Annotated in this window: 20 protein-coding genes and 2 riboswitches; of the genes, 10 read left to right on the top strand and 10 right to left on the bottom strand. The window is 70.5% G+C overall.

Features of this window, described 5'->3' with window-relative positions; translation table 11 throughout:
* Window positions 1-7: 7 nt before the first annotated feature.
* A riboswitch (glycine riboswitch) is annotated at window positions 8-101 on the bottom strand.
* Between the two features lie 3 nt (window positions 102-104).
* Window positions 105-207, bottom strand: a riboswitch (glycine riboswitch).
* A 55-nt stretch (window positions 208-262) separates the two neighbouring features.
* The gene (locus LH62_RS10215; RefSeq protein WP_043361049.1) at window positions 263-769 is read right to left on the bottom strand and encodes a hypothetical protein; all 507 of its coding nucleotides are present in this window, start codon (window positions 767-769) and stop codon (window positions 263-265) included.
* Window positions 770-897: 128 nt separating this feature from the next.
* On the opposite strand from LH62_RS10215, the gene ispH reads away from it, so the two are divergent.
* From ispH to rnhA, 3 genes are read left to right on the top strand one after another with little or no spacing between them, the layout of a single operon-like run.
* Complete coding sequence (gene ispH, locus LH62_RS10210) at window positions 898-1,881, top strand: 4-hydroxy-3-methylbut-2-enyl diphosphate reductase (protein WP_043361046.1); 984 nt, start codon at window positions 898-900, stop codon at window positions 1,879-1,881.
* 7 nt (window positions 1,882-1,888) lie between these two features.
* Entirely contained in the window at window positions 1,889-2,869 is a 981-nt protein-coding gene (locus LH62_RS10205) for a homoserine kinase (protein WP_043361044.1), read from the top strand.
* Complete coding sequence (gene rnhA, locus LH62_RS10200; protein ID WP_043361042.1) at window positions 2,859-3,311, top strand: ribonuclease HI; 453 nt, start codon at window positions 2,859-2,861, stop codon at window positions 3,309-3,311. Before LH62_RS10205 ends, rnhA begins: the two co-directional genes overlap by 11 nt.
* A 19-nt stretch (window positions 3,312-3,330) precedes the next feature.
* On the opposite strand, the gene LH62_RS10195 is transcribed toward rnhA, so the two are convergent.
* Window positions 3,331-3,729: a RidA family protein gene (locus tag LH62_RS10195; protein WP_043361040.1), complete on the bottom strand. Its 399-nt coding sequence runs from the start codon at window positions 3,727-3,729 to the stop codon at window positions 3,331-3,333.
* A 143-nt stretch (window positions 3,730-3,872) separates the two neighbouring features.
* On the opposite strand from LH62_RS10195, the gene LH62_RS10190 reads away from it, so the two are divergent.
* The 3 genes from LH62_RS10190 (at window position 3,873) to LH62_RS10185 (ending at window position 6,249) form a co-directional block, all read left to right on the top strand.
* Entirely contained in the window at window positions 3,873-4,469 is a 597-nt protein-coding gene (locus LH62_RS10190) for a TetR/AcrR family transcriptional regulator (RefSeq protein ID WP_043361038.1), read from the top strand.
* A 199-nt stretch (window positions 4,470-4,668) separates the two neighbouring features.
* Complete coding sequence (locus tag LH62_RS31100) at window positions 4,669-4,827, top strand: hypothetical protein (RefSeq protein WP_160299811.1); 159 nt, start codon at window positions 4,669-4,671, stop codon at window positions 4,825-4,827.
* A 57-nt stretch (window positions 4,828-4,884) separates the two neighbouring features.
* Complete coding sequence (locus LH62_RS10185; RefSeq protein WP_236552646.1) at window positions 4,885-6,249, top strand: HlyD family type I secretion periplasmic adaptor subunit; 1,365 nt, start codon at window positions 4,885-4,887, stop codon at window positions 6,247-6,249.
* Between the two features lie 2 nt (window positions 6,250-6,251).
* On the opposite strand, the gene LH62_RS10180 is transcribed toward LH62_RS10185, so the two are convergent.
* The 7 genes from LH62_RS10180 to LH62_RS10150 all read right to left on the bottom strand — a co-directional run bounded on the left by LH62_RS10180 (window position 6,252) and on the right by LH62_RS10150 (window position 14,337).
* The gene (locus LH62_RS10180) at window positions 6,252-7,133 is read right to left on the bottom strand and encodes an NAD(P)-dependent oxidoreductase (RefSeq protein ID WP_043361033.1); all 882 of its coding nucleotides are present in this window, start codon (window positions 7,131-7,133) and stop codon (window positions 6,252-6,254) included.
* A 149-nt stretch (window positions 7,134-7,282) separates the two neighbouring features.
* A complete protein-coding gene (locus tag LH62_RS28235) occupies window positions 7,283-8,635 on the bottom strand; it encodes a sensor histidine kinase KdpD (protein ID WP_052214088.1) in 1,353 nt (450 codons plus the stop codon).
* Window positions 8,635-9,876, bottom strand: a complete 1,242-nt coding sequence (locus LH62_RS10170) for an FIST signal transduction protein (RefSeq protein WP_043361031.1) — start codon at window positions 9,874-9,876, stop codon at window positions 8,635-8,637. Before LH62_RS10170 ends, LH62_RS28235 begins: the two co-directional genes overlap by 1 nt.
* Before the next feature lie 175 nt (window positions 9,877-10,051).
* Entirely contained in the window at window positions 10,052-10,453 is a 402-nt protein-coding gene (locus LH62_RS10165) for a response regulator (RefSeq protein ID WP_052214084.1), read from the bottom strand.
* A gap of 177 nt (window positions 10,454-10,630) precedes the next feature.
* Window positions 10,631-11,125 carry a response regulator gene (locus LH62_RS10160; protein ID WP_052214081.1) on the bottom strand — a complete coding sequence of 165 codons (495 nt, stop codon included), beginning with the start codon at window positions 11,123-11,125 and terminating at the stop codon, window positions 10,631-10,633.
* A gap of 49 nt (window positions 11,126-11,174) precedes the next feature.
* Window positions 11,175-13,043, bottom strand: coding sequence for an MHYT domain-containing protein (locus LH62_RS10155; RefSeq protein ID WP_052214078.1), 1,869 nt, complete (start codon window positions 13,041-13,043; stop codon window positions 11,175-11,177).
* Between the two features lie 373 nt (window positions 13,044-13,416).
* Window positions 13,417-14,337, bottom strand: coding sequence for a pyridoxamine 5'-phosphate oxidase family protein (locus LH62_RS10150; RefSeq protein WP_043361028.1), 921 nt, complete (start codon window positions 14,335-14,337; stop codon window positions 13,417-13,419).
* A 495-nt stretch (window positions 14,338-14,832) separates the two neighbouring features.
* Between LH62_RS10150 and LH62_RS29175 the strand changes: the two genes are divergently transcribed.
* The 4 genes from LH62_RS29175 to LH62_RS10135 all read left to right on the top strand — a co-directional run bounded on the left by LH62_RS29175 (window position 14,833) and on the right by LH62_RS10135 (window position 18,821).
* Complete coding sequence (locus tag LH62_RS29175; protein WP_082012461.1) at window positions 14,833-15,333, top strand: cupin domain-containing protein; 501 nt, start codon at window positions 14,833-14,835, stop codon at window positions 15,331-15,333.
* A gap of 725 nt (window positions 15,334-16,058) precedes the next feature.
* Window positions 16,059-17,063: a TRAP transporter substrate-binding protein gene (locus LH62_RS10145; RefSeq protein ID WP_043361026.1), complete on the top strand. Its 1,005-nt coding sequence runs from the start codon at window positions 16,059-16,061 to the stop codon at window positions 17,061-17,063.
* 131 nt (window positions 17,064-17,194) lie between these two features.
* The gene (locus LH62_RS10140) at window positions 17,195-17,494 is read left to right on the top strand and encodes a hypothetical protein (protein WP_043361025.1); all 300 of its coding nucleotides are present in this window, start codon (window positions 17,195-17,197) and stop codon (window positions 17,492-17,494) included.
* Between the two features lie 211 nt (window positions 17,495-17,705).
* Window positions 17,706-18,821, top strand: a complete 1,116-nt coding sequence (locus tag LH62_RS10135; RefSeq protein ID WP_043361022.1) for a fatty acid desaturase — start codon at window positions 17,706-17,708, stop codon at window positions 18,819-18,821.
* Window positions 18,822-18,869: 48 nt separating this feature from the next.
* On the opposite strand, the gene LH62_RS10130 is transcribed toward LH62_RS10135, so the two are convergent.
* A complete protein-coding gene (locus tag LH62_RS10130) occupies window positions 18,870-20,078 on the bottom strand; it encodes an MFS transporter (RefSeq protein WP_236552523.1) in 1,209 nt (402 codons plus the stop codon).
* Between the last annotated feature and the right edge of the window lie 66 nt (window positions 20,079-20,144).

Below are 20,144 nucleotides of genomic sequence, written 5' to 3'. Positions count from 1 at the left end.
TGGCCCCCCTCTGTCCGGGAACCTGAGAGATTCGGCGACGGCCTTGGGCCGGGCCTTACTCCTTCGGTGCCGGTGCCTTGCGGCACCAGGCTTTCCAGAGGTCCCTTCTCCGCGCGGCCCTTCTGCCTGAGCGTTTCCGGGGGCCGGTTGCGCCTTCGGCGGGGGCGCCCGGTTGGCCGGGCCTCCCCTCTCTCCCGCGCGGCATCTGCGGGTGCGCCTGTCTAGCCCGGCCGGGGCCGGCGGCGCAATGCCGCGCTGCCGGTCAGCGTGGCCCGCGACGGCGGTTCAGCGCCAGGTCCTGCTCGGTGAGTTGGAAGGAGACGAGGATGCGGTAGTCCCCCGCCTGCCGACTCGCCCCGACCGGCAAGCTGATGGAAACCGGCGCGCTGTCGACCGTGCTGCGCGTCTCGTTGCGGCCGAAGGCCACCCGGTCGGTGAAATTCTGGCGGCTGAGGATGGTGTCGGTCTGCCGGTCGAGCACCGCGACGAACCAGGGCAGGTCGACGCTTCGTCCCTCGGAGGCCGGCCCGCGCTCCACGCTGAAGCCGGCGGTCATCTGCACCTGGATGCTCCGCTCGCCCCGCCCGGCCTTGCAGGTGCCGTTGATGCTCACCAGCCTGGCATCGAAATCGAGGCCGGTGAGGTCCTGCGCCGCGCCCGGGCGGTAGCGGGTGAGGTCAGCCCCCTCTCCCAGCAGGCCAGGGCTGGGGCAGGCGATCGGCAATTGGGTGCCGGTGCCGGCGCCACACCCGGCCAGAAGCAGCGCCAACAGGACAACTCTCCACCGCATCACCATATCCCCCTTGAGCCCGGACGGCGGGCCGCTAGTGTGCGCCCCGCCCACTGTGCCCGCCGGCCCTTCGGCACGGCAAATAGCGCCAGCGAGCGAGAGGCACCATGGACCTGCACCCCCACGCGCCCGAGCGCAACCTGCCCCGGCTGAATGTCCTTCTTGCCGGCCCCCGCGGCTTCTGCGCCGGCGTGGACCGCGCGATCAAGATCGTGGAGGAGGCGATTCGCCGCTACGGCGCCCCCGTCTATGTCCGGCACGAGATCGTCCACAACCGCTTCGTGGTCGAGAGCCTGGAGCGGCAGGGCGCCATCTTCGTCGAGGAGCTGGACGAGGTGCCGGACGATGCGCCGGTCGTCTTCTCCGCCCATGGCGTACCAAAAGCGGTCCCGGCCGAGGCCAGCCGCCGCAAGCTCTTCTTCCTGGACGCGACCTGCCCGCTGGTCAGCAAGGTCCATCGCGAGGCGGAGCAGCATTTCAGCCGCGGCCGGCACATCCTGCTGATCGGCCATGCCGGGCATCCGGAGGTGGTCGGCACCATGGGCCAGCTGCCCGAGGGCACCGTCACCCTGATCGAGGATGCCGAGCGGGCCCGCACCACCCCAGTGCCGGGGGACCGGCCGCTCGCCTTCATCACCCAGACCACGCTCTCGGTCGACGACACCACCGACATCGTGGCGGCGCTGCGCGAGCGCTTCCCCGGCATCCACGCGCCGGCGAAGGAGGACATCTGCTACGCCACCACCAACCGCCAGGCGGCGGTGAAGGCGATCGCCGACCGGGCGGAGCTGATGGTGGTGGTGGGGGCGCCCAACTCCTCCAACTCGTTGCGCCTCGTCGAGGTCGCGGAACGCGCCGGCTGTCCGAAGGCGGTGATGGTACAGCGCGGGCGGGACCTCGACCTGTCGCTGGCCGGGGGGCTCCGCACCATCGGCATCACCGCCGGCGCCAGCGCGCCGGAGGTGCTGGTGGAGGAGGTGCTGGCCCGGCTGCGCGAGCGGTTCGAGCTTGCCATCGAGGAGGTGGTGGTGGCGGAGGAGACCATCACCTTCAAGCTGCCCAGCGCGCTGCAGACCGAGGGCGCGCGCTGACGCGACCATGGCCGTCTACACCGAAGTCACCGACGAGGCGCTGCGGGCCTTCCTCGCCGCCTACCCGCTCGGCGGGCTGCTCGCCTTCCGCGGCATCGCCGAGGGGGTGGAGAATTCCAACTACGCGCTGAAGACCGAGGCGGGCGACTTCATCCTCACCCTCTACGAGAAGCGCGTCGATCCGGCGGAGCTGCCCTGGTTCCTCGGGCTGATGGAGCACCTCGCGGCGCACGGGCTGCGCTGCCCGCAGCCGGTGCAGGCGCGCGACGGGGTGGCGCTGCGCCAGCTCGCCGGGCGGCCGGCGGCGATCTGCACCTTCCTGCCCGGCGTCTGGCCGCGGCGCGTCCGCCCCGAACATGGGGCGCCGCTCGGCGAGGCGCTGGCGCGGCTGCACGCAGCGGGTGCCGACTTCACCGCCAGACGACCGAACGGGCTCGGCCCGGTGAGCTGGGGACCGCTGCTCGATCGCTGCCGGTCGGGGGGCGATGCGGTGCAGCCGGGCCTGATCGCCGAGCTGGACAGGCGGCTGGCGGCGATCCTCGCTGCTTGGCCGACGCCGGGGCTGTTGCCGGTCGGACAGATCCACGCCGACCTGTTCCCGGACAATGTCTTCTTCCTGCCAGGCGCGGACGGGAAGCCCGAGGTGTCCGGGCTGATCGACTTCTACTTCGCCTGCACCGACCTGCTCGCCTACGACATCGCCGTCTGCCTCAATGCCTGGTGCTTCGATGCCGACGGCGCCTACAACGTGACGCGGGCGCATGCGGTGCTCGCCGCCTACCAGCGCATCCGCCCGCTCGCCGCGGAGGAGCGGGCGGCGCTGCCCGTGCTCTGCCGCGGCGCGGCAATTCGCTTTTTGCTCACGCGCCTCTACGACTGGACGGCGACGCCGGCCGGCGCGCTGGTGACGCGGAAGGACCCGCTGGAATACCTGGCGAAGCTCCGCTTCTTCGCCGCTGCCGAAGGACCAGGCGCCCTTGGCCTCTGACGAGACGCAGCCGCCGGTCGAGATCTGGACCGATGGCGGATGCAAGCCCAATCCCGGCCCTGGCGGCTGGGCGGCCATCCTCCGCTATGGCGAAACGGAGCGGGAATTCTCCGGCGGCGATCCGGCGACAACCAACAACCGCATGGAGCTGATGGCGGCGATCAGCGCGCTCGAGGCGCTGAAGCGCCCCTGCCGCGTGGTGGTGCACACCGACAGCGAGTATGTCCGCAATGGCATCAGCCGTTGGATCAACGGCTGGGTGCGGAACAACTGGCGCAACTCAGCCAAGGAACCGGTCGCCAACATGGCGCTGTGGCAGCGGCTGCTGGCGGCAGCCAAGCCGCACCAGGTGGAATGGCGCTGGGTGCGCGGCCATGCCGGCGACCCGATGAACGAGCGGGCGGACCGGCTGGCGACGGAGGCGCGGTTGCGGCTGGGCTGAGGCGCAACCCCCGGCACCGTCAGGCGGCCTGGGGAATGCGCGCGATGACCTTGATCTCGAAGTCGAAGCCCGCGAGCCAGGTCACCCCGACCGCGGTCCAATTCGGATAGGGCGGCGCGCCGATGGCCTTGTCGCGGACGGCCATCACCGTCTCGAACTGCGCCTCTGGGTCGGTGTGGAAGGTGGTCACGTCCACCACATCGTCGAAGCTGCAGCCCGCCGCCTTCAATACGGCGTCGAGCCGCTGAAAGGCCAGTTCGACCTGCTTTGCAAAGTCCGGCTCGGCCGAGCCGTCCTCGCGGCTGCCGACCTGGCCGGAGACGAAAAGCAGGTCGCCCGACCGGATCGCCGCGGAGTAGCGGTGCTTCTCGTAAAGCGCTTCCCGTCCGGGCGGGAAGATCGCGTCGCGCTTGGCCATGGCTGGACTCCTCTTGTTGGCGCCGGGATTCCTTCCCCAGCGGCGAGGCGAGGTTCATATACGCCTCGTATGCGAAGACTTGGCCGCATACGCCACGTATGTCAACCAACATACGTGGCGTACATGAAAATTCGGAGGGGCCGATGGCGGTGGGACAGCGCACGCGGATGATGGAGGAGACCCGAGCCAAGCTCATCCGGGCCGCGCGGTCGGCCTTCGCGGAACAGGGCTACGCGGCGGCATCGATGGACGAGCTGACCGCTGCGGCCGGGCTGACACGGGGCGCGCTCTACCACAATTTCGGCGACAAGAAGGGCCTGCTGCGCGCCGTGATCGCACAGCTCGACGCGGAGATGGTGGCGAAGGCGCGCGCCGCGCGCGACCGGGCGGAAACCCCCTGGCTTGGCTTCCTGGAAGAGGGAGTGGCCTATATCGAGCTGGCGCTGGAGCCCGAGATCCAGCGGATCATGCTGCTGGACGGCCCGGCGGTGCTCGGTGACCCCTCGCAGTGGCCGGGCCAGAATGCCTGCCTCCAGGAGACCACCATGACGATCGAGGCGCTGATCGCATCCGGCACGGTGCGGCCCATGGATGCCGAGGCCGCGGCCCGGCTGGTCAACGGGGCCGCGCTCAATGCTGCGCTCTGGGTCGCCGCCTCGGACGACCCGCCCGCTGTCCTCGCCAAGGCCGTCGAAGCCTTCCGCTGCCTCGCCTCGGGCTTGCTGAAATCCAGGGAATGAGCGCGTTCGGCCGTCCACTTTCGGGAAGGGCGGCTCGAGCGGCCGGATGAAGCCGCCGGTCGCATCCATTGGTTGAAGGGACGGCGCTTTTTTCGGGATGGCTTGCCGGGAGACTGAGGACGCAACACCGCGAAGGTCAAGCGTCAGCTTATCCCCAAGACCGTGGAGAAGGCTGGGGATAAGCCTCGGGACAGCTTGCATGGCTGGTGGTGCCGACACGCCAGCGAACGGCGTTCTCGGGCCGTTCGACTCGGCCGTCATGCAGGCCGCGAAGCGGGCGCCGTGGCATCTCGGCCACATCGCCGCTGCCGGAGGGCTGCGACTGTTCGGCAAAAGACTGGTAAACCGCACCAACTAGAAGGAGAGGCGGCTTCCGACGGAGCCTGCCGACGAGGAGTGTCCGCCGTTGCAGCTCATGGTCCCGCAAGGCCGGCCCACTGTTCTTCCCCCGGTGCCGCTGGAGGTGCTGCGGCAGCAGGTCGGGTTCGTGCCGGAGCGGCCGGGCTTCAGCCATATGATGCGGCTCACGGCGCTGGGGCTCGGGCTGACGCTGATCCCCTTCCTCGGCTGGGCGACCATGACGAGGATGGAGCAGGCGGTGCCGGCGGCGGGCCAGCTCGTCCCGGAGGGCCGGCGGAAGACGGTGAACCTGATGGAGCCCGGCATCCTGCGCCGGATCATGGTGCAGGAGGGGAGCGTCGTGCAGGCCGGGCAGCCGCTGCTCCAGCTCGACGTCACCCAGGCCGAGGCGGATGCCATTCGCGCCCGCGCCGCCTATTGGAGCGGACGGGCCCGCGCTGCCCGGCTCGCCGCCGAGCAGGCCGGGGAGCGGCGGCTTGCCTTCCCGCCCGAGGTGGCGACGGAGGGCCGGGCGGACCCTGCCATCGCCGTTTTCCTCCAGGCCGAGCAGGCGCTGTTCGCCGCCCGCTGGGCCGCCTTCGACGGCCAGGCGGCGATGCAGGAACGCGCGATCTCCCAGTTGCGCGAACGGGTGGCCGGCGCCCGGGCGCAACGCGAGGGCGCGCAGCGCCAGATGCTCGCCGTGCGGGAGCAGATCGCCGGCTACAACCGGCTGGTGACCGAGGGCTTCGCCTCGCGCTTCCTCATCCTGAACCTGCAGCAGCAGGAGGCGAGCTTCGTCGCCGCCTTCAGCCAGGCGGAGGCGCGGGAGGCGCAGCTGCGCGAGGGCATCCTCCAAGCGCAGCGGCAGCTGGAAGGCATCCGCCTGCAGCGCCTTGCGGAGATCGCCACCGACATCCAGACCACCGAGGCAGCCATCGCCGCCGCACAGCAGCAGCTCCGCGCTGCGGAGGACGTGCTCGCCCGGCGCGAAGTCCTCGCCCCCGAGGCCGGCCGGGTGACCAACATCCAGGCCTTCACCCCCGGCGCCACCATCCTGCCGGGGCAGCCGGTCCTCGACCTCGTCCCCCTCCGCGACCGGCTGGTGATCGAGGGCCGGGTCCAGCAGGAGGGAAACGAGCGGGTCGCCATCGGCCAAGCGGTGAACATCCGGCTCACGCCCTACAAGATGCGCAGCGTGCCGATGGTGCATGGCCATGTCAGCAACGTCGGCGCCGATGCGATGGTCCCGGCCGGCGGCGGCACCCCTTATTTTCCGGTGCGCGTCGAGTTCGACCCCCGCACCATGGAGCTGGCGCCGGAAGTGCAGCTGGTCCCCGGCATGCCGGCGGAGCTCTACATCATCGGCACGCCGCGGACGCCGATCAGCATGGCGCTGGCGCCGCTCCGCAGCTTCCTCCGGCGGTCCTTCCGCGACTGAGCTTACCCTGCCGGCGGCACGCGGAAGTCGGCCATGCGGGTGAAATCGTCCGTATCCGCGATGCGGCCGCGCGCCTCGGCCCAGATCCGGGCGGCAGCGGCGCTGAGCGGCAAGGAACAGCCGGCCTCCTCGGCAAGGGCGATGGCGAGGCCGACATCCTTCCGCATCAGCCCGGCCGAGAAGCCGCTGTCGAAGCTGCCCGGCAGGACCCAGCGCGGGACCATCGCCTCGCTCACCGCGCTGCGGCCGGTCGCGGCATTCACAACGGGCAACACCGCCTCGGCCGGCAGCCCGGCAGCCTCGGCAAGGCGAAGCGCCTCCCCCGTCGTCACCAGATGCGCGGCGACCAGCATGTTGTTGACGAGCTTGGCGATGTTCCCGGCGCCGGAGGGGCCGACATGCACCACCGTGCCGGACATGGCGGCGAGGACGGGGCGGGCGAGGTCCAGATCCGCCTCGCTGCCACCGATCATCATGGTGAGCGTGCCCGCCACCGCGCCGGAGGGGCCGCCGCTCACCGGCGCGTCGAGCAGGCCATGCCCGGCCTCGGCCAGGCGGGCGGCCAGGCGGCGGGAGGTGCCGGGGTCCGAGGTGGAGGTGTCGATCACCACCACCTTGCGGTCGCGCCGCTCCAGCAGCCCGCCGGCGGCGGTGACGACCGCCTCCACGTCACGCGCATAGGGCAGGGAGAAGACCAGCGCATCGGCCGCGCCCAGCAGCCCGGCGAGGCCGGCCCGGAAGCGGATGCCGGCCGCCTCGGCCGCGCCCTGCCGGGCCGGGTTGATGTCATGCCCCTCCACGGCGAATCCGGCGCGGGCGAGGCTGGACGCCATGCCAAGGCCCATATTGCCGAGGCCGACCACGCCGACGGTGCGGATCTCCATGTCGATTATCCTATGGCTGAAGGCGGCCGGCGGGCAGGCCTCGCGCACCGCCCCTCATGCGCGATGCGCTCGGCGACCATGGGCGCATCCTCCCGGCGAAATCTTATGCCGGAGTCTTGGCAACCCTCATGCCGGCTGGCAACCGGGTTTCAGGAGCAGTTCTGCTCCCGCACCCGCTCCACCGGCAGGGTCACCTGCGCCGTGGTCCCCTGCCCCGGCGCACTCTGGAGGGAAAGATTCCCGCCATGCGCCTCCGCCAGCCCCTTGGCGATCGGCAGGCCGAGGCCGATGCCGCCGGCCTTGCGCGCCACGCTGCCATCGAGCTGCTGGAAGGGCTCCAGCGCGCGGGGAATATCCTCGGGCCGCATGCCGATGCCATGGTCCCGCACGGTGAAGACGGCGCTGCCCGCGTCCCCCCGGGTGACCGAAAGCTCCACCGCGCTTCCGGCCGGGGTGAATTTCAGCGCATTGCCGAGCAGGTTCTGCAGCACCTGCCGGAACCGCAGCGGATCGACAAAGACCGCGACGGGCTCCTCCGCGGGCAGGATCTCCACCGCCACGTCCCGCGTCCGCGCCAGCCCGGCGACCAGGCTCGCCGTTTCCGCCAGCACCGCCTGGGCCGGCACCCATTGCGGCGAGAGCCGCGGCAGCGCCTGCTCCAGGCTAGAATAGTCGAGGATGCCGTCGATCAGCGCGAGCAGGTGCTTGCCGCCATCCTGGATGTGGCTCGCGTAACGCTCGACATTCGACTGCGTCAGGCTGTAGCGCGAGCCGGGGAGCATCATCTCGGAGAAGCCGATGATGGCGGTCAGCGGCGTCCGCAGCTCATGGGTAAGGGTGGCGAGGAAGCGGGCGCGCGCCTCGCTCGCCCGTTCGGCCGCGGCCTTGGCGGCCCGTAATTCCGTTTCCGCGCGCTTGCGCAGCAGCACGTCGATATAGACCGAGAGCGCGCCCTCGATCAGCTCCTGGTCGCCCGGCTCGTAGGGCCGGCTGACATTGCTTTCGGAGCGGTTGCCGAGGATCAGCGCATGGCCGGTCGAGCGGTCATAGGCCCAGAGGACATAGGGCAGGCCGAGGATGCTGGTCAGCGCATAGGCCTGCGGCTCCAGCACGCTGCGGGCGGTGGTGAAGAAGAAGCCGGGCGGCATCGCCAGGCGGACGGTCGGCGTGGCGATCGGGCCGATGGCATGGACGACGCGGAAGCTTCCCTCGTCCACCGGGTCCTGCAGCAGCAAGGCGGCGCCGTCGCAGAGCGCGTTCTCGACGATCACCTCGAGCAGCGAGGCGCCGATCTCCTCCGCCGTCATGTGCATGTCGGCCAAGCGGTAGGCCTCGCGGATCAGCTTCGCCACGGTGCGGCTGCGCCGCGCCTCGCGGAAGGCCTGGCTCTGCTCCTCCTGCAGGCGCAGCAGGCGGGCGCCGAGGTCGTTGCATTCGCGCCGGTAGTAGGCCAGCTCGCGTTCAATCTGGCCGAGCGAGGCGAGCGGTGCGCTGGTAGCCATCAGGAACGCCTCCGCAGGACCGCCAGGACGCCGGTCCAGTCGAGCGGGCGGCTCGGGTGGTTGGCGAAGGGGGCGATCTCCACGCCCGAGTAGAAGCCGAGGAACGGCACCCTGGGATCGAGCCCGTGCCGGATGACCTCCGCCTCCTCGATCGACGCGCCGCTGCGGGCGCTGGCCCGGCCGGCGCAGTCGATATAAAGGGCGAGCAGGCTGTCCGGCCCGACCAGGCGCCGGTTGGCATCGGCCACGCCGTGCTCCACGGAATCGAGCATCAGCCGGTTGTCGCGGCTCATGATCTGCACCCGGTCGCCTTCGGCGAAATCCGGCTCGAACAGCGTCACCGAGCCGGTCGCCGGGTTGGCACGAAGGATAAGGCGGTTGACATAGGCATTCTCGTCATGCGGGGCGAAGGGGTCGCCCTGTTTCTGGCCGAGCGTCGCCACCAAGGAGAGCTCCTGCCCGCGCGAGCCGCCGAGCGGCAGGCCGAGCATCGCCTCGATCACCTGGAGCGCCGGCCTGCCGTCGAGCTCATAAACCTCGGCGCCCTGGATGCGGGTGATCTCCATGAAGGCGCTGACCGGGCGGCAGCCATGCATGATGACCGTTTCGGCCGCGATGGCGGGCGGGAAGACCAGGGCGATCGCGGCATGCTTGGCAATGCCGGCGCCGTCGAAGACCCAGCCGTCGGAAAGGTTCATGTCGGTCAGCAGGCCGCCACCGAACAGGCAGACGGGCTTGTTCCGCGCGCCGAGATGGAACCCCTCCACGATGCGGCTGGCATGGTGCAGCCGCGGCGGGGAGCCGCTGGCGACGCTGTCGAACAGCAGCAGCACCGCGGCGCCGTCCGTCGCCAGGGCGGCGACGGCCTGGCCCAGCTCCTCGCCGGCGGCGCGCGCGTCGGCGAGAAGGCTGCGCGTCACCACCGCCTGCGGCACCAGCGCCGGGTCCTCCAGGGCGATCAGGCCGATCTCGAAGCCGCCATAGCCGAAGCCATCGCGCCCGATCACCCCGGCGGCGGAGCCGCCATAGACCGGCACCGGGCCGAATTCGTCGCGCAGAGCCGCTTGCACCGCCTGCGGCTCGTGGCGCCCGCCGCAGAAGGCCAGCATCATGGCCGGCCGCGTGGCCCCCATGGCGGCAACGCATTGGCGGATGGCGATACGCGGGTCGGCATGCCGACCATAGCCCAGGCGAATCGTGCCGGAGGCTTGCGCAGGCGTCGCCGCATGGGCATCAAACATGCGGCGACGCCTCACTCAGTCCGTGATGGATCGGCATCGCGAGACACTCCCAGCCACGATCAGGAGAGCGGTTGTAGCGAGGGACGCTGCCGCCCCGTCAGATTGCATTGCCCCTTAAGGCATACATCATCAGTAGAGATTGTTCACAATTTCGTCGCCGCTTCTCTCGACCACCTCACGACCTCGTCAACGTTACGGCCGGGCGGTCGTCCTGCTGCCGCTGGTCGAGAGCATAAAGGACGGCAGCAACCAAATCGTCTGGATTGAAGGGCTTAAGGAAGACCCGTTCCGTCGGCGGCGGTGGCCGGACGCGAAGACGCTCGGGGCTTCCCGTGACATAGAAGATGGCGAGGCCCGGCACCTGCTGCCGCGCCTCGGCGGCGAGGGTCAGGCCGTCCTCCCCCGGACCGAGGTTGATGTCGGTCACCAGCACCACGATGCCCTCCGCCGGATTCATCAGGATGGTACGGGCCGATGGCGTGCTTTCGGCTTCGCGCAACTCGCATCCGGCAGCCTCAAGGAAATCCGCGAGGGTGGAGCGGACAATCGCATCGTCCTCGACCAGCAACACAGTCATGGGACGTTTCCCGAGTGGTGCGAACGTAGCCATGAGGTGAGCAAAGCGGATCACAGGCCCGGAGGTCGAGAGACAAGGGCGGCTCCCACAGACAGTTTACCCGTATAGGTTGTACCTTCGGCAGGAGCACAACCTGGCCCATCCTTACCTGACGGCAGTATGCGCCGGATTGGATCGTCAGCCGCCCTGGCCCGGCGGCAGCAGCGCCTGACGCAGGGCCAGGTCCAGCGCGTCGAGCTCGAAGGGCTTCCGCAGCGTCGGCCAGGCGGTGCTGTAATGCGTCGCATAGCCCGTGACGAAGATCACCTTCAGCGACGGCCGCAGCACCAGGGCCCGCTCGGCCAGTGCCGGGCCGTCCAGCCCCGGCATCCGCACATCGGTCACCAGCACCTCGATCTCCGGGTGCCGCTCGATCTCGCGCAGGGCCGGCTCGCCATCGGGCGCCTCGTAGACGGTGAGGCCGAGCGAGGCGCAATGCTCGACCAGGATCTCGAGGATCATCGGCTCGTCATCGACGACGAGAACACGGCGGCCGGCGAGGGAGGGCCCGCCGGGCGGCCGGGCGGGCTGGATGTCCGGCCTCTCGCCCGCGCCGGGATGCGACAGGCCGTCCCCGCCCGTCACCGGGCCGGCATTGGAGGTGAAGAGGCGAAGGGCTCTGCGGGCAGCCATGCTCATACCCTAGGGAGAGACGGGGCCAAGGACCAAGGTGGAACGGCGCTCATGCAACGCGCTCACCGGACGGCAGGACTTCGGCACTGGCGAAGGTGGCGCGCGGCAGCCAGAGCGTCACCTGCGTCCCTTCGCCGGGACGGCTGGCGAGCTGCGCCGTGCCCCCCGATTGCCGGGCGAAGCCGTAGACCTGGGACAGGCCGAGGCCGGAGCCCTGGCCGACCGGCTTGGTGGTGAAGAACGGCTCGAAGGCGCGGGCGAGCACCTCCTCGCCCATCCCCGCGCCGCTATCGGTCAGGGTGAGGGCGACATAGTCCCCCGGCAGCAACCCGCTGCGGAGCCGCTCCGGCAGCTCGGCCATCGGCACATTGGCGGCGGCGATGGCAAGCCGGCCGCCCCCCGGCATGGCGTCGCGTGCGTTGATGGCGATGTTCAGCAGCGCCACCCCCAGCTCCGACTGGTCCGCGAGCACGGGCCAGAGCCCCTCCTGCAGCCGCGTCTCGACATGCACCTGCCCACCGAGCGTGCGGGCCAGCATGTTCTCGGCGATATCCGGCAGCAGCTCGGCCAGCGCCACCGGCTCCGGCTTCAGCGCCTGCTCGCGGGCGAAGGCCAGCAGGCGTCCGGTGATGTCGGCGCCGCGCCGCACCGCCCCGGCGGCACCGCGCGCCAGGCGCAGCAGCGTCTCATCCGTCGTGCGCCGCATGAGGAGCTGGAGATTGCCGGAGACGACCATCAACAGGTTGTTGAAGTCATGTGCCACGCCGCCGGTGAGCTGGCCCATCGCCTCCAGCCGCTGCGCCCGGCGCAGGACCTGCTCCGCCTGCACCCGGGCGGTCACGTCCTGCAGGGTGGCGATGGCAAGCCTTTCCTGCCCGGCCCCATCCGGCATCGGGGCGAGGCTCAGTTCGAGATGCAGGGTCGTGCCATCCGGGCAGCGATGGGCGATGGGCATGCGCTCCACCGCCTCGCCACGCCGGAGGGTGGTGGCGAGCGCGTCGCCGGTCCGGCCCAGCGCCTCGAGCATCGCCGCATCCAGCCGGAGGCCGAGGATGCGCTCCGCTTCCGGATTGGCGAGGATGATGCGTCCCGAGCCGATCCCGGTGACCAGGACGCCCACGGGCATGCGGTCGAGCACGCCCCGCAGGCGCTCCTCGCTATGGCGCAGCGCCTCGGCCTCGCGCAGTGCCAGCGCCTCGATGCGGCGATCGACCATGGCGGCGATCAGCGCCAGGGTCAGAAGCAGCAGGGTGCAGGTGGCGATGCCGATGGCGAGCGCCTCGGCCGGAATCTCGGCCGGCCGGGCGGGCGGGCCGGGCTCCGGCAGGAAGCTGACGGCCGCCATGCCGGTGTAGTGCATCCCGGCGATCGCCAGGCCGAGGGCCAGGGCGCCGAGCGCCCGGGCGGGCGTGGAACGCTCGTCGAGGGCCAGCACCAGGGCCAGCGCCGAGGCGCCGATGGCCACCGCCGCGGAGGCCGTCACCAGCAGCGGGTCGTAGGTCGGCATCGCCGCCAGGCGCATCGCCTCCATGCCGACATAATGCATGAGGCAGATGCCGAGCCCCATGGCCAGGGCGGCGGCGGCGATGCGTCCGCGCCCCGGCACCTCGCTCCGCCCGGCCGCCAGCGCGAAGCCGAGCCCGGTCGCACCGATCGCCAGCACCAGCGAGAGGACGGTCAGCCGCACCTCGTAGCGGACCGGGGTGCCGAGGTCGTAGGCCAGCATGGCGACGAAATGCATCGACCAGATGGACCCACCGGTCGCCGCCGCCGCCCCGGCCAGCCACCAGAGCCGGATGGCGCCGGCATTCGCCCGCACGCGGTGGAACAGGTCGAGCGCGGTCCAGGACCCGAGCACGGCGATGAGGACCGAGAGTGCGACGAGGACGGGCTCATGCGCGCTGTGCAGGTGATGCATCGGCAGGGGCCAAGCCTTTCGGTTGAAGCGCCTCTCTGTCCTTTCATCACAAGCCAAGGCATGGACGCAACCCGCCCCCCCTCATTCCTGCGCCAGCAGCCTGGCGCGCAGCCGCCTCACGGCAGCGTCGGCGACGCTCCGCACCCGAACCGCGGACATGGATCGGCAGCCGGCGCTTCCCCGAATTCGGCCGGCGTCCCTTGCGGCCGGCTGATGGACCGCAGGTTGATGCCCTCCTCGAGGGGCTTCGCGCCCGGTGGAGGAAGAGGCTGCGCCTGCGGGCCGGGCGGCAGGGGTGCCGGCGCGGCTGGCGGCGGGCGGGCTAACGCCGGTGCCGGCGGCTGCCGGGGCAGCCTGGCATGACGGGGCCGTTTCACCCCCAGCGCAGCGGCAGCGCGGCCTCGCGGCGGACGATCCGTCGCGGCGTGACCCGCCACAGGCGCTCGGCGCCCTCGAAGGCATCGAGCTCGGGCCCCTCCGGCAGCAGCCCCGCAGCGCCGGTGAGTTGCAGCAGGGTGCCGGTCGCGCCATCGACGAAGAGCAGCCCGGCCCGCCGTGTCATCAGGATGTTGCCGAGGGTGTTGAAGAACATGTTGCCGGCATAGTCGGGGATGGTGAGCGCCCCATCGGCCTCCACCCGGATGAAGCCCCGAGGGCCGCCGCGATGCGAGACATCGACCTGCCGCTCCGGCCCGGCCTCCCCCACATAGCTGGCGACGAAGGCGGTATCGGCGCGCCGGATCATCGCCAGGGCGGCAGAGTCGAGGCCTGGCAGGGCCGTGGCTCCCTCCGGAGCCGGCTCGGCCGGGTCGCGGGCGAAGCCGACGCCGTGGGGGGTGATGTAGCGCGGGCAGTTGCCGAAGCTCTGCTCGACCGTGACGGCGAAGCCCTCCTCACCGGGCGTGCGGCGGATATGCCCGTTCAGCCGGTTGCGCCGCCGCGTCGGCAACTCGATGCCGAGCAGGCCGACGGCATCACCCGCCTCCATGCCCCGCCCGGCCGGATCGGCGGCGTCGCGCCCGGCGGCGACGCGCAGCGTCCCGGCATCCGGCACGGACAGGAAGCCGGGGTGGCCGGCGAGGATGGTGGCCCAGGGGTCGCCCTCGGGGTCGACCGCGCCGAGGATCAGGAAGGGAAGCTGTGGGTAGAACAGCTGGTGCTGCTCGATCAGGTGGTCACGCAGGACATGCTGGCCGACCACGGCCATGCGCTCCGCCATCCCGAGCGAGGATTGCAGGGCGACTTCTCCGGCATGCCACGGTGTAAGCCGGTCGCGGGCTGGCTGGGAGGTCATGGTGAGGGGTTCCGGTGCGGGCGGCGCAGGCATTGCGCCCCGCCTCGTCCCGGAAGTTATTGGCACCCGCCGATGCACTGAAGCCGTTTGCTGAGGAAGGCACTGTTCCACTGCAGGGAATAATGTCTGGCCCCGATGGACCAGCTTGCCCAGCGCCGCCTCGGGGGCGAGGACGGAGACGCTGCAACAGGCAGTGGCATAGCCAGCGGCCCCGCCAAGGCAGCCGGAGGCGCTGGATGCCCATTTGAGAATGCGGGATTGTGGTGCCTTGGGCTGAGGCACAGCCCAGATGGGCGGGTGTGGACGAGGGAGCACCGTGCGCGGCGCCGCCGCTGAGGGCGAAGCTGTTCAGCTTGGCTCCGCGTCCTGAAAAATCCCCAGCATAGATTTCAAACGAAACATCAAATACGAATTTAGAAGCTGATATGTATCACACATCTTTCAGACAGAATTAGCCTGACGCAGCGTCAAGCAATATGAGAGAGAAAAATTCGAATGAATACGTCAGCGAATATGCTGCCAACAATCCCTGGCGCTGGCAGTGAATGGGTGCAGGTCACGCCCGGTGAGCGATTCAGGATCCGTACCTCCGCCATAGAGACAGAAGGCATCTACACAATGCTTGAGGTAATCGCCGATCCTCGCAACGGTGTGCCCATGCATATTCATGCCAACGAGGAGGAACATTTTGTGGTTCTCGAAGGCAGCGTTCATCTCACTACTGGTGACCAGGGGTCAGACCTGGCAGCAGGCGATGCGGCGACAGTCAGAAGGGGAACTCCGCACGCGTGGTGCAATCTGTCGGATGGCATCGTCCGGATGCTGATTATTTTCTCGCCCGGGCACCTTGAGAAGGTATTCAGACTTATCGGCTCATTGAAAGACGACGATTTTGCAGCCATTGCAGAGTCAAACGAAAATGCTGGCTCCATGATTGTTGGCCCTCCACCTTTCGATAACATTTACTCTGTGTTGTCGCCCAGGCCGAAATATTAGAGACTGTTTGAAAACGGCTTTGCCCACGAACTTGGCTCGGTCGCAGCCCGCGTCGGTGAACAGGTGTTCCAGAGCGGGTTCCGTCCGCACCGGCTCGCGGAACCCGCTCTAGCCCGTTGTTTTGGCCAACAAATTACTCCGATCGGATGATTCCGCCTGTTCGGAGTTTGCTCTAACCACGGCCACCCATTCCGAACGGCCGCCAAGATCGTGCGCGCGCCTGCGCTGTCCGGGACGTCGGCCGTGGCTAGATTCAGCAATAGCGGCTGCCCATAGGTGTTCACGACGACGCGGCGCTTGTGCCCGAGGATCCACTCACTCCCGTCACGGCCCCGAACCTCGACGAAGGACCGGCACGCCGCCTGCTGTCCGGCAATAAGGGCGACATCGTGGGCGGTCCCGAAGGAGACGTCGGACGAAGCGTCGGAACCACCAAGGGATCATCTGCCACGGCTCGAGGCGGATCGACAGCGTGCGCCAGCCGCCCCCGGGCGCGCGAGGGTGCAGATGACGTTCTGCACCCCTGGGGGTCACCAAGGGCTTGCGGCCTCGACGGCTCGACCTATGCCCGCTCCGTCCGCGGCGCGCTGGACGGCTTGCCTTGGCCGGAAACATCGGCTCACCCGCGGCAAAAGGCGGAGCCGAAGGTCGGATTGGCTTCCTTCCGCAATGGATCGACGGGGGCGCCGCCGGCCGCGCTTGATCCGGCGCGGGGATGTCGGCAGATGGGTGCCATGCTGTCGCGCCGCCCCCTCATCGCCGCCCTGCTCGTCTCCGGCGGCACCCTCGCGCCAGCGCAGGCATGGGCCACCGCCGCCTGGCGCATCGCCACGGAATATCCGGCGAGCGCCATGCCGGGCGAGGGCATCGCGCATTTCGCCGAGGCCGCCGGCCGGCTCGCCAACGGGGCGCTGACGGTGGAGCCGCGCTTCAATGCGCCGGACGGGTTGCGTTCCGCCGCCATGCCGCGCGCCGTGGCCGAGGGCAGACTGGAGGCGGCGGATGCCTTCACCGGGGCCCTGACCGGCGAGGCACCCATCTTTGAGCTGTCCGCCTTGCCCTTCCTCACCGCCTCGGCGGCGCAGACCGGGCGCCTACTACGCGCCGCCCGGCCGGCCTATGAGCGCGCGCTCGGCGCCAGCGGCTTGGTGCTGCTCTACGCCACGCCCTGGCCGCCGAGTGGCCTCTGGTCGCGCCAGCCGCTTCCGGGACCCGAGGCGCTGCGGGGCCTGCGCATTCGCACCTATGACGCCGCCAGCACCGCCGTCCTGCGCGGCGCCGGGGCCGATGCGGTGCAGATCTCCTTCGCCGATGCGCTGCCACGGCTGCGGGCGGGCGCGCTGGATGCGGTGCTCTCCTCCGGCGATGGCGGCGCCGGAGCCAGGTTGTGGGAGGTCCTGCCGCATTTCACCGTGCTCGACTACGCCTCGCCGCTCAGCCTCGCCTTCTGCCAGGCCGCGGCCCTGGCCGCCCTGCCGGCCCCGGTGCGGGAGGCGGTCGTCGAGGCAGGCCGGCTGACCGAGGCGCGGCAGTTCGAGGCCATGACGACGCGCGGGGCCGAGAACGCGGCGCGGATGCAGGCGAATGGCGTCGCCATTGCCCGGACGTCAGGCCTTCGGGTGGCCCTCGCCGAGGCCGCCGCGCCCGTCATCGCCGGGTGGTCGGCGCGCATGGGGCCGGAGGGCGAGGCCATCCTCGCCGCCTATCGCCGCGGCGAGGATGGCCGGTAACCACTCCGGCAGGTCGGCGCATTGCTGTTTCATTTTTCGTCCTGCTTTGCCATCCTGTGTCCTTGGTCGAATGCCACGGGACGCCGGCTGATGCTTTTGGCAACAGGCCGCCTTGATGCGGGGAGATCCGGATGACAACCCAATGGGACGGGATTCCCTCGCAGCCCGAGCGCAGCAGCTGGCACTGGGTCGAGGACGCCTCCGGCCTCCGGCCACTGCTCTGGCGCGGTGATGACTGGCCCGACGCCTTGGACCGGCGGGAATGGGAGGACGGCGTCGTGGTCTGCGCGCCGGAGGACATGCGGGAGGCGATCTATTTCGGGCCGGTGGCGATGCCTCCCGCCGTGGCCCGCCGCTTTGCCTCCACACGCCTGGCGCTCGCCGCGGCGCAACCACCCCATTTCTGGGAAGCATGGCGCGGCGTGTCCTGACAAGCCTGCCTCGCGCCAGCAATGGCGGCGACGCTGAATGTTGCGGCGCGTCACGTCAAGTGAAGCGTAACAGTTGCTGAAGCATGTGGCTTGAAGCGCGCTATAGCTCTCCGGTGGTTTCGGAGTGCTCGAGATGACCTTTGTCAGGCCTAGTGTTTCTGCGGATCAGCTTCTCGCCTCGAAGACGGATGACATCAATCCAAGGGCTGCCATGGCCGCCCGAATTCACCCCCTGGCGCAACCCTTCCTGACTTGGCTGACGGCGCGGCCAGCCCCGGGCGAAGCCGCGGTGGAGCGGCCGGGCGAAGCCTTCGTCGCCATCGCCCTGCTCTGGACCTTCGGCGGCGTCGCCCTGTCCGCCGCGCCCTTCCTGCTCGCCGCGGCGCCGCTCGCCCTCTGGCTGCTGCTGCCGGCCGGGCTGCTGGCGACGAGTTGCGGCCTCGGCCTGTTCCAGGTGGTGATCTTCCACCATTGCTCGCACGGCACCGTCTTCCGCAGCCGGGCCCGCAACCGCCAGGCCGGCCGCCTCGTCTCGGCGCTCCTGCTGTTCAAGCGCTTCGACGACTACCAGCATGAGCACATGCTGCACCACAGCCCGAAGAAGCTGCTGACCGAGGAGGATGAGTTCGCCGACTTCGTCCTCGGCCTCTGCGGGCTGGAGCCGGGCCTGCCGAAGCGGGAGCTTTGGCGGCGGGTCTGCGTCAGCCTGGTCTCGCCGGCCTTCCATGCGCGCTTCCTGCAGCGGCGGATCGGGGCCAGCCTCTTCACCGGCGATGCGGCGCATGACCGGGTCGGGCGCATCGCCTGGACGGGCGCGTTCCTTGGCGCCGCGGCGGGCGGCGTGCTGCCGGCCTTCCTCGTCGCCTGGGTGCTGCCGGTGACGGTGCTGCTGCAGGCCGCGACCGTGTTGCGCATCCTCTGCGAGCACCGCTTCCCGGAGCCGGAGCTCATCGCCATGCGCAACCGCGAATTCGTCTGCCATGCGACGGCGGGCGTCTTCCCCGGACGGGAGCCGCCGACTGCGAATGCGACTACCCTGCAAGGCCTGGCGCTGTGGGCCGGGTGGTGGCTGGAGATGCTGACCGTGCATCTGTTCGTCCGGCTCTTCGTGCTGGTCGGCGATGCGCCCTGCCACGACTTCCACCATCGCCGCCCGGCGACGCGGCGCTGGACCGACTACATCCATGCGCGCCAGCAGGATCTGGATGCCGGCTCGCCCGGCTTTCCGTCCGGCTATATCGAGAATTGGGGGCTGATCAGCGCCATCGACGCCAACCTGGCCAGCCTGGCGGCGACCCGGCCGGAGACGATCGGCCGGGCGCCCTGACCGCCTGCAGACGATGCGCGGGGGCGGGCCGGCCCGCCCCCCCTGCCGTCAGGCGCGGGCTGGCCCTCGCCCCTGCATCAGCAGGGCGGCCAGCGCCAGCGCGGCACCGAAGGCAGACACCGCGCCCCAGCCGCCGAGCCGCCAAGCCGCCATCGCCCCGCCCGAGCCGGCCGCGCCGCCGAGGAACATCCCCGTCATAAAGACGGTGTTGACGCGGCTGCGCGCCTCCGCCGCCAGCGCATAGATGACGTGCTGGTTGGAGACGAGCGCGCTCTGCACCCCGAAGTCGAGCAGGACGACGCCGACCACCAGCCCGGCGAGGCTCGCCCAGAGGCCGAACACCGCCCAGGCCAGCAGGGCGAGCGCGGCCCCGAGGCCGATCACCAGCTCCGGCCCGCGCCGGTCGGCCAGGCGGCCGGCCAGCGGCGCCGCCGCGATCCCCACCGCGCCGACGATGCCGAAGAGGCCCGCCACCTCGGCCCCGAGCCCGAAGGGCGGCCCCTCCAGCCGCAGGGCGAGGATGGTCCAGAAGGCGGAAAAGGCGCCGAACAGCGCCGCCTGCATCCGCGTCGCCCGCCGCAGCGCCGGCTGGCCGCGCCAGAGATGCAGCAACGAGCGGATCGCCTCGCCATAGCCCATCGCGGCTGCCACGGGCCGGCGCGGCAGCCGCGCCGCCATCACCGCCGCGGCGCCGAGCGCCATCGGCACCGCCAGCCAGAACATCGCCCGCCAGCCGGCATGGGCGGCGACGAAGCCGCCGAGGGTCCGGCTCAGCAGGATGCCGGCCAGCACCCCGCCGGTGACGATGCCGACGGTCGCCCCCCGCTGCTCCGGTCGGGCGAGATGGGCGGCGAAAGGCACGATCTGCTGCGCCACCGTCGCCGCCATGCCGACGAGGAAGGAGGCAGCCACCAGCACCATGGCGCTCGGCGACAGCGCCGCCAGGGCCAGGGCGACGGCGAGCACCACGAATTGCACGACGATCAGCCGCCGCTGGTCCAGCAGGTCGCCGAGCGGCAGCAGCAGGAAGAGGCTCGCCGCATAGCCAAGCTGGGTGGCGGTCGGGATCAGCGCGGTCGCATGGGTGCCGGCGAAATCCTGCTCGATGATCCCGAGCATGGGCTGGTTGTAGTAGATGTTCGCCACTGCGATGCCGGCGGCGGCGGCCATGGCGAAGGTCGGGGCGGCGCCGGGCGGGGCCGGATGGCCGTGCGCATCCTCCCGGCCGGGGGCGGCCTGCAGGGGGGCATCGAGCATGGGGTCGGGTCCTTGGGCGGGCCGGTTCGGGAAGGGAAAGCTGAGGGGGCCCGTCGTCTTCCCTGC

The sequence above is a fragment of the Belnapia sp. F-4-1 genome, from assembly GCF_000802185.1.
In the GTDB taxonomy this organism is placed as follows: domain Bacteria; phylum Pseudomonadota; class Alphaproteobacteria; order Acetobacterales; family Acetobacteraceae; genus Belnapia.
This window is presented reverse-complemented; position numbering and strand designations above follow the sequence as displayed.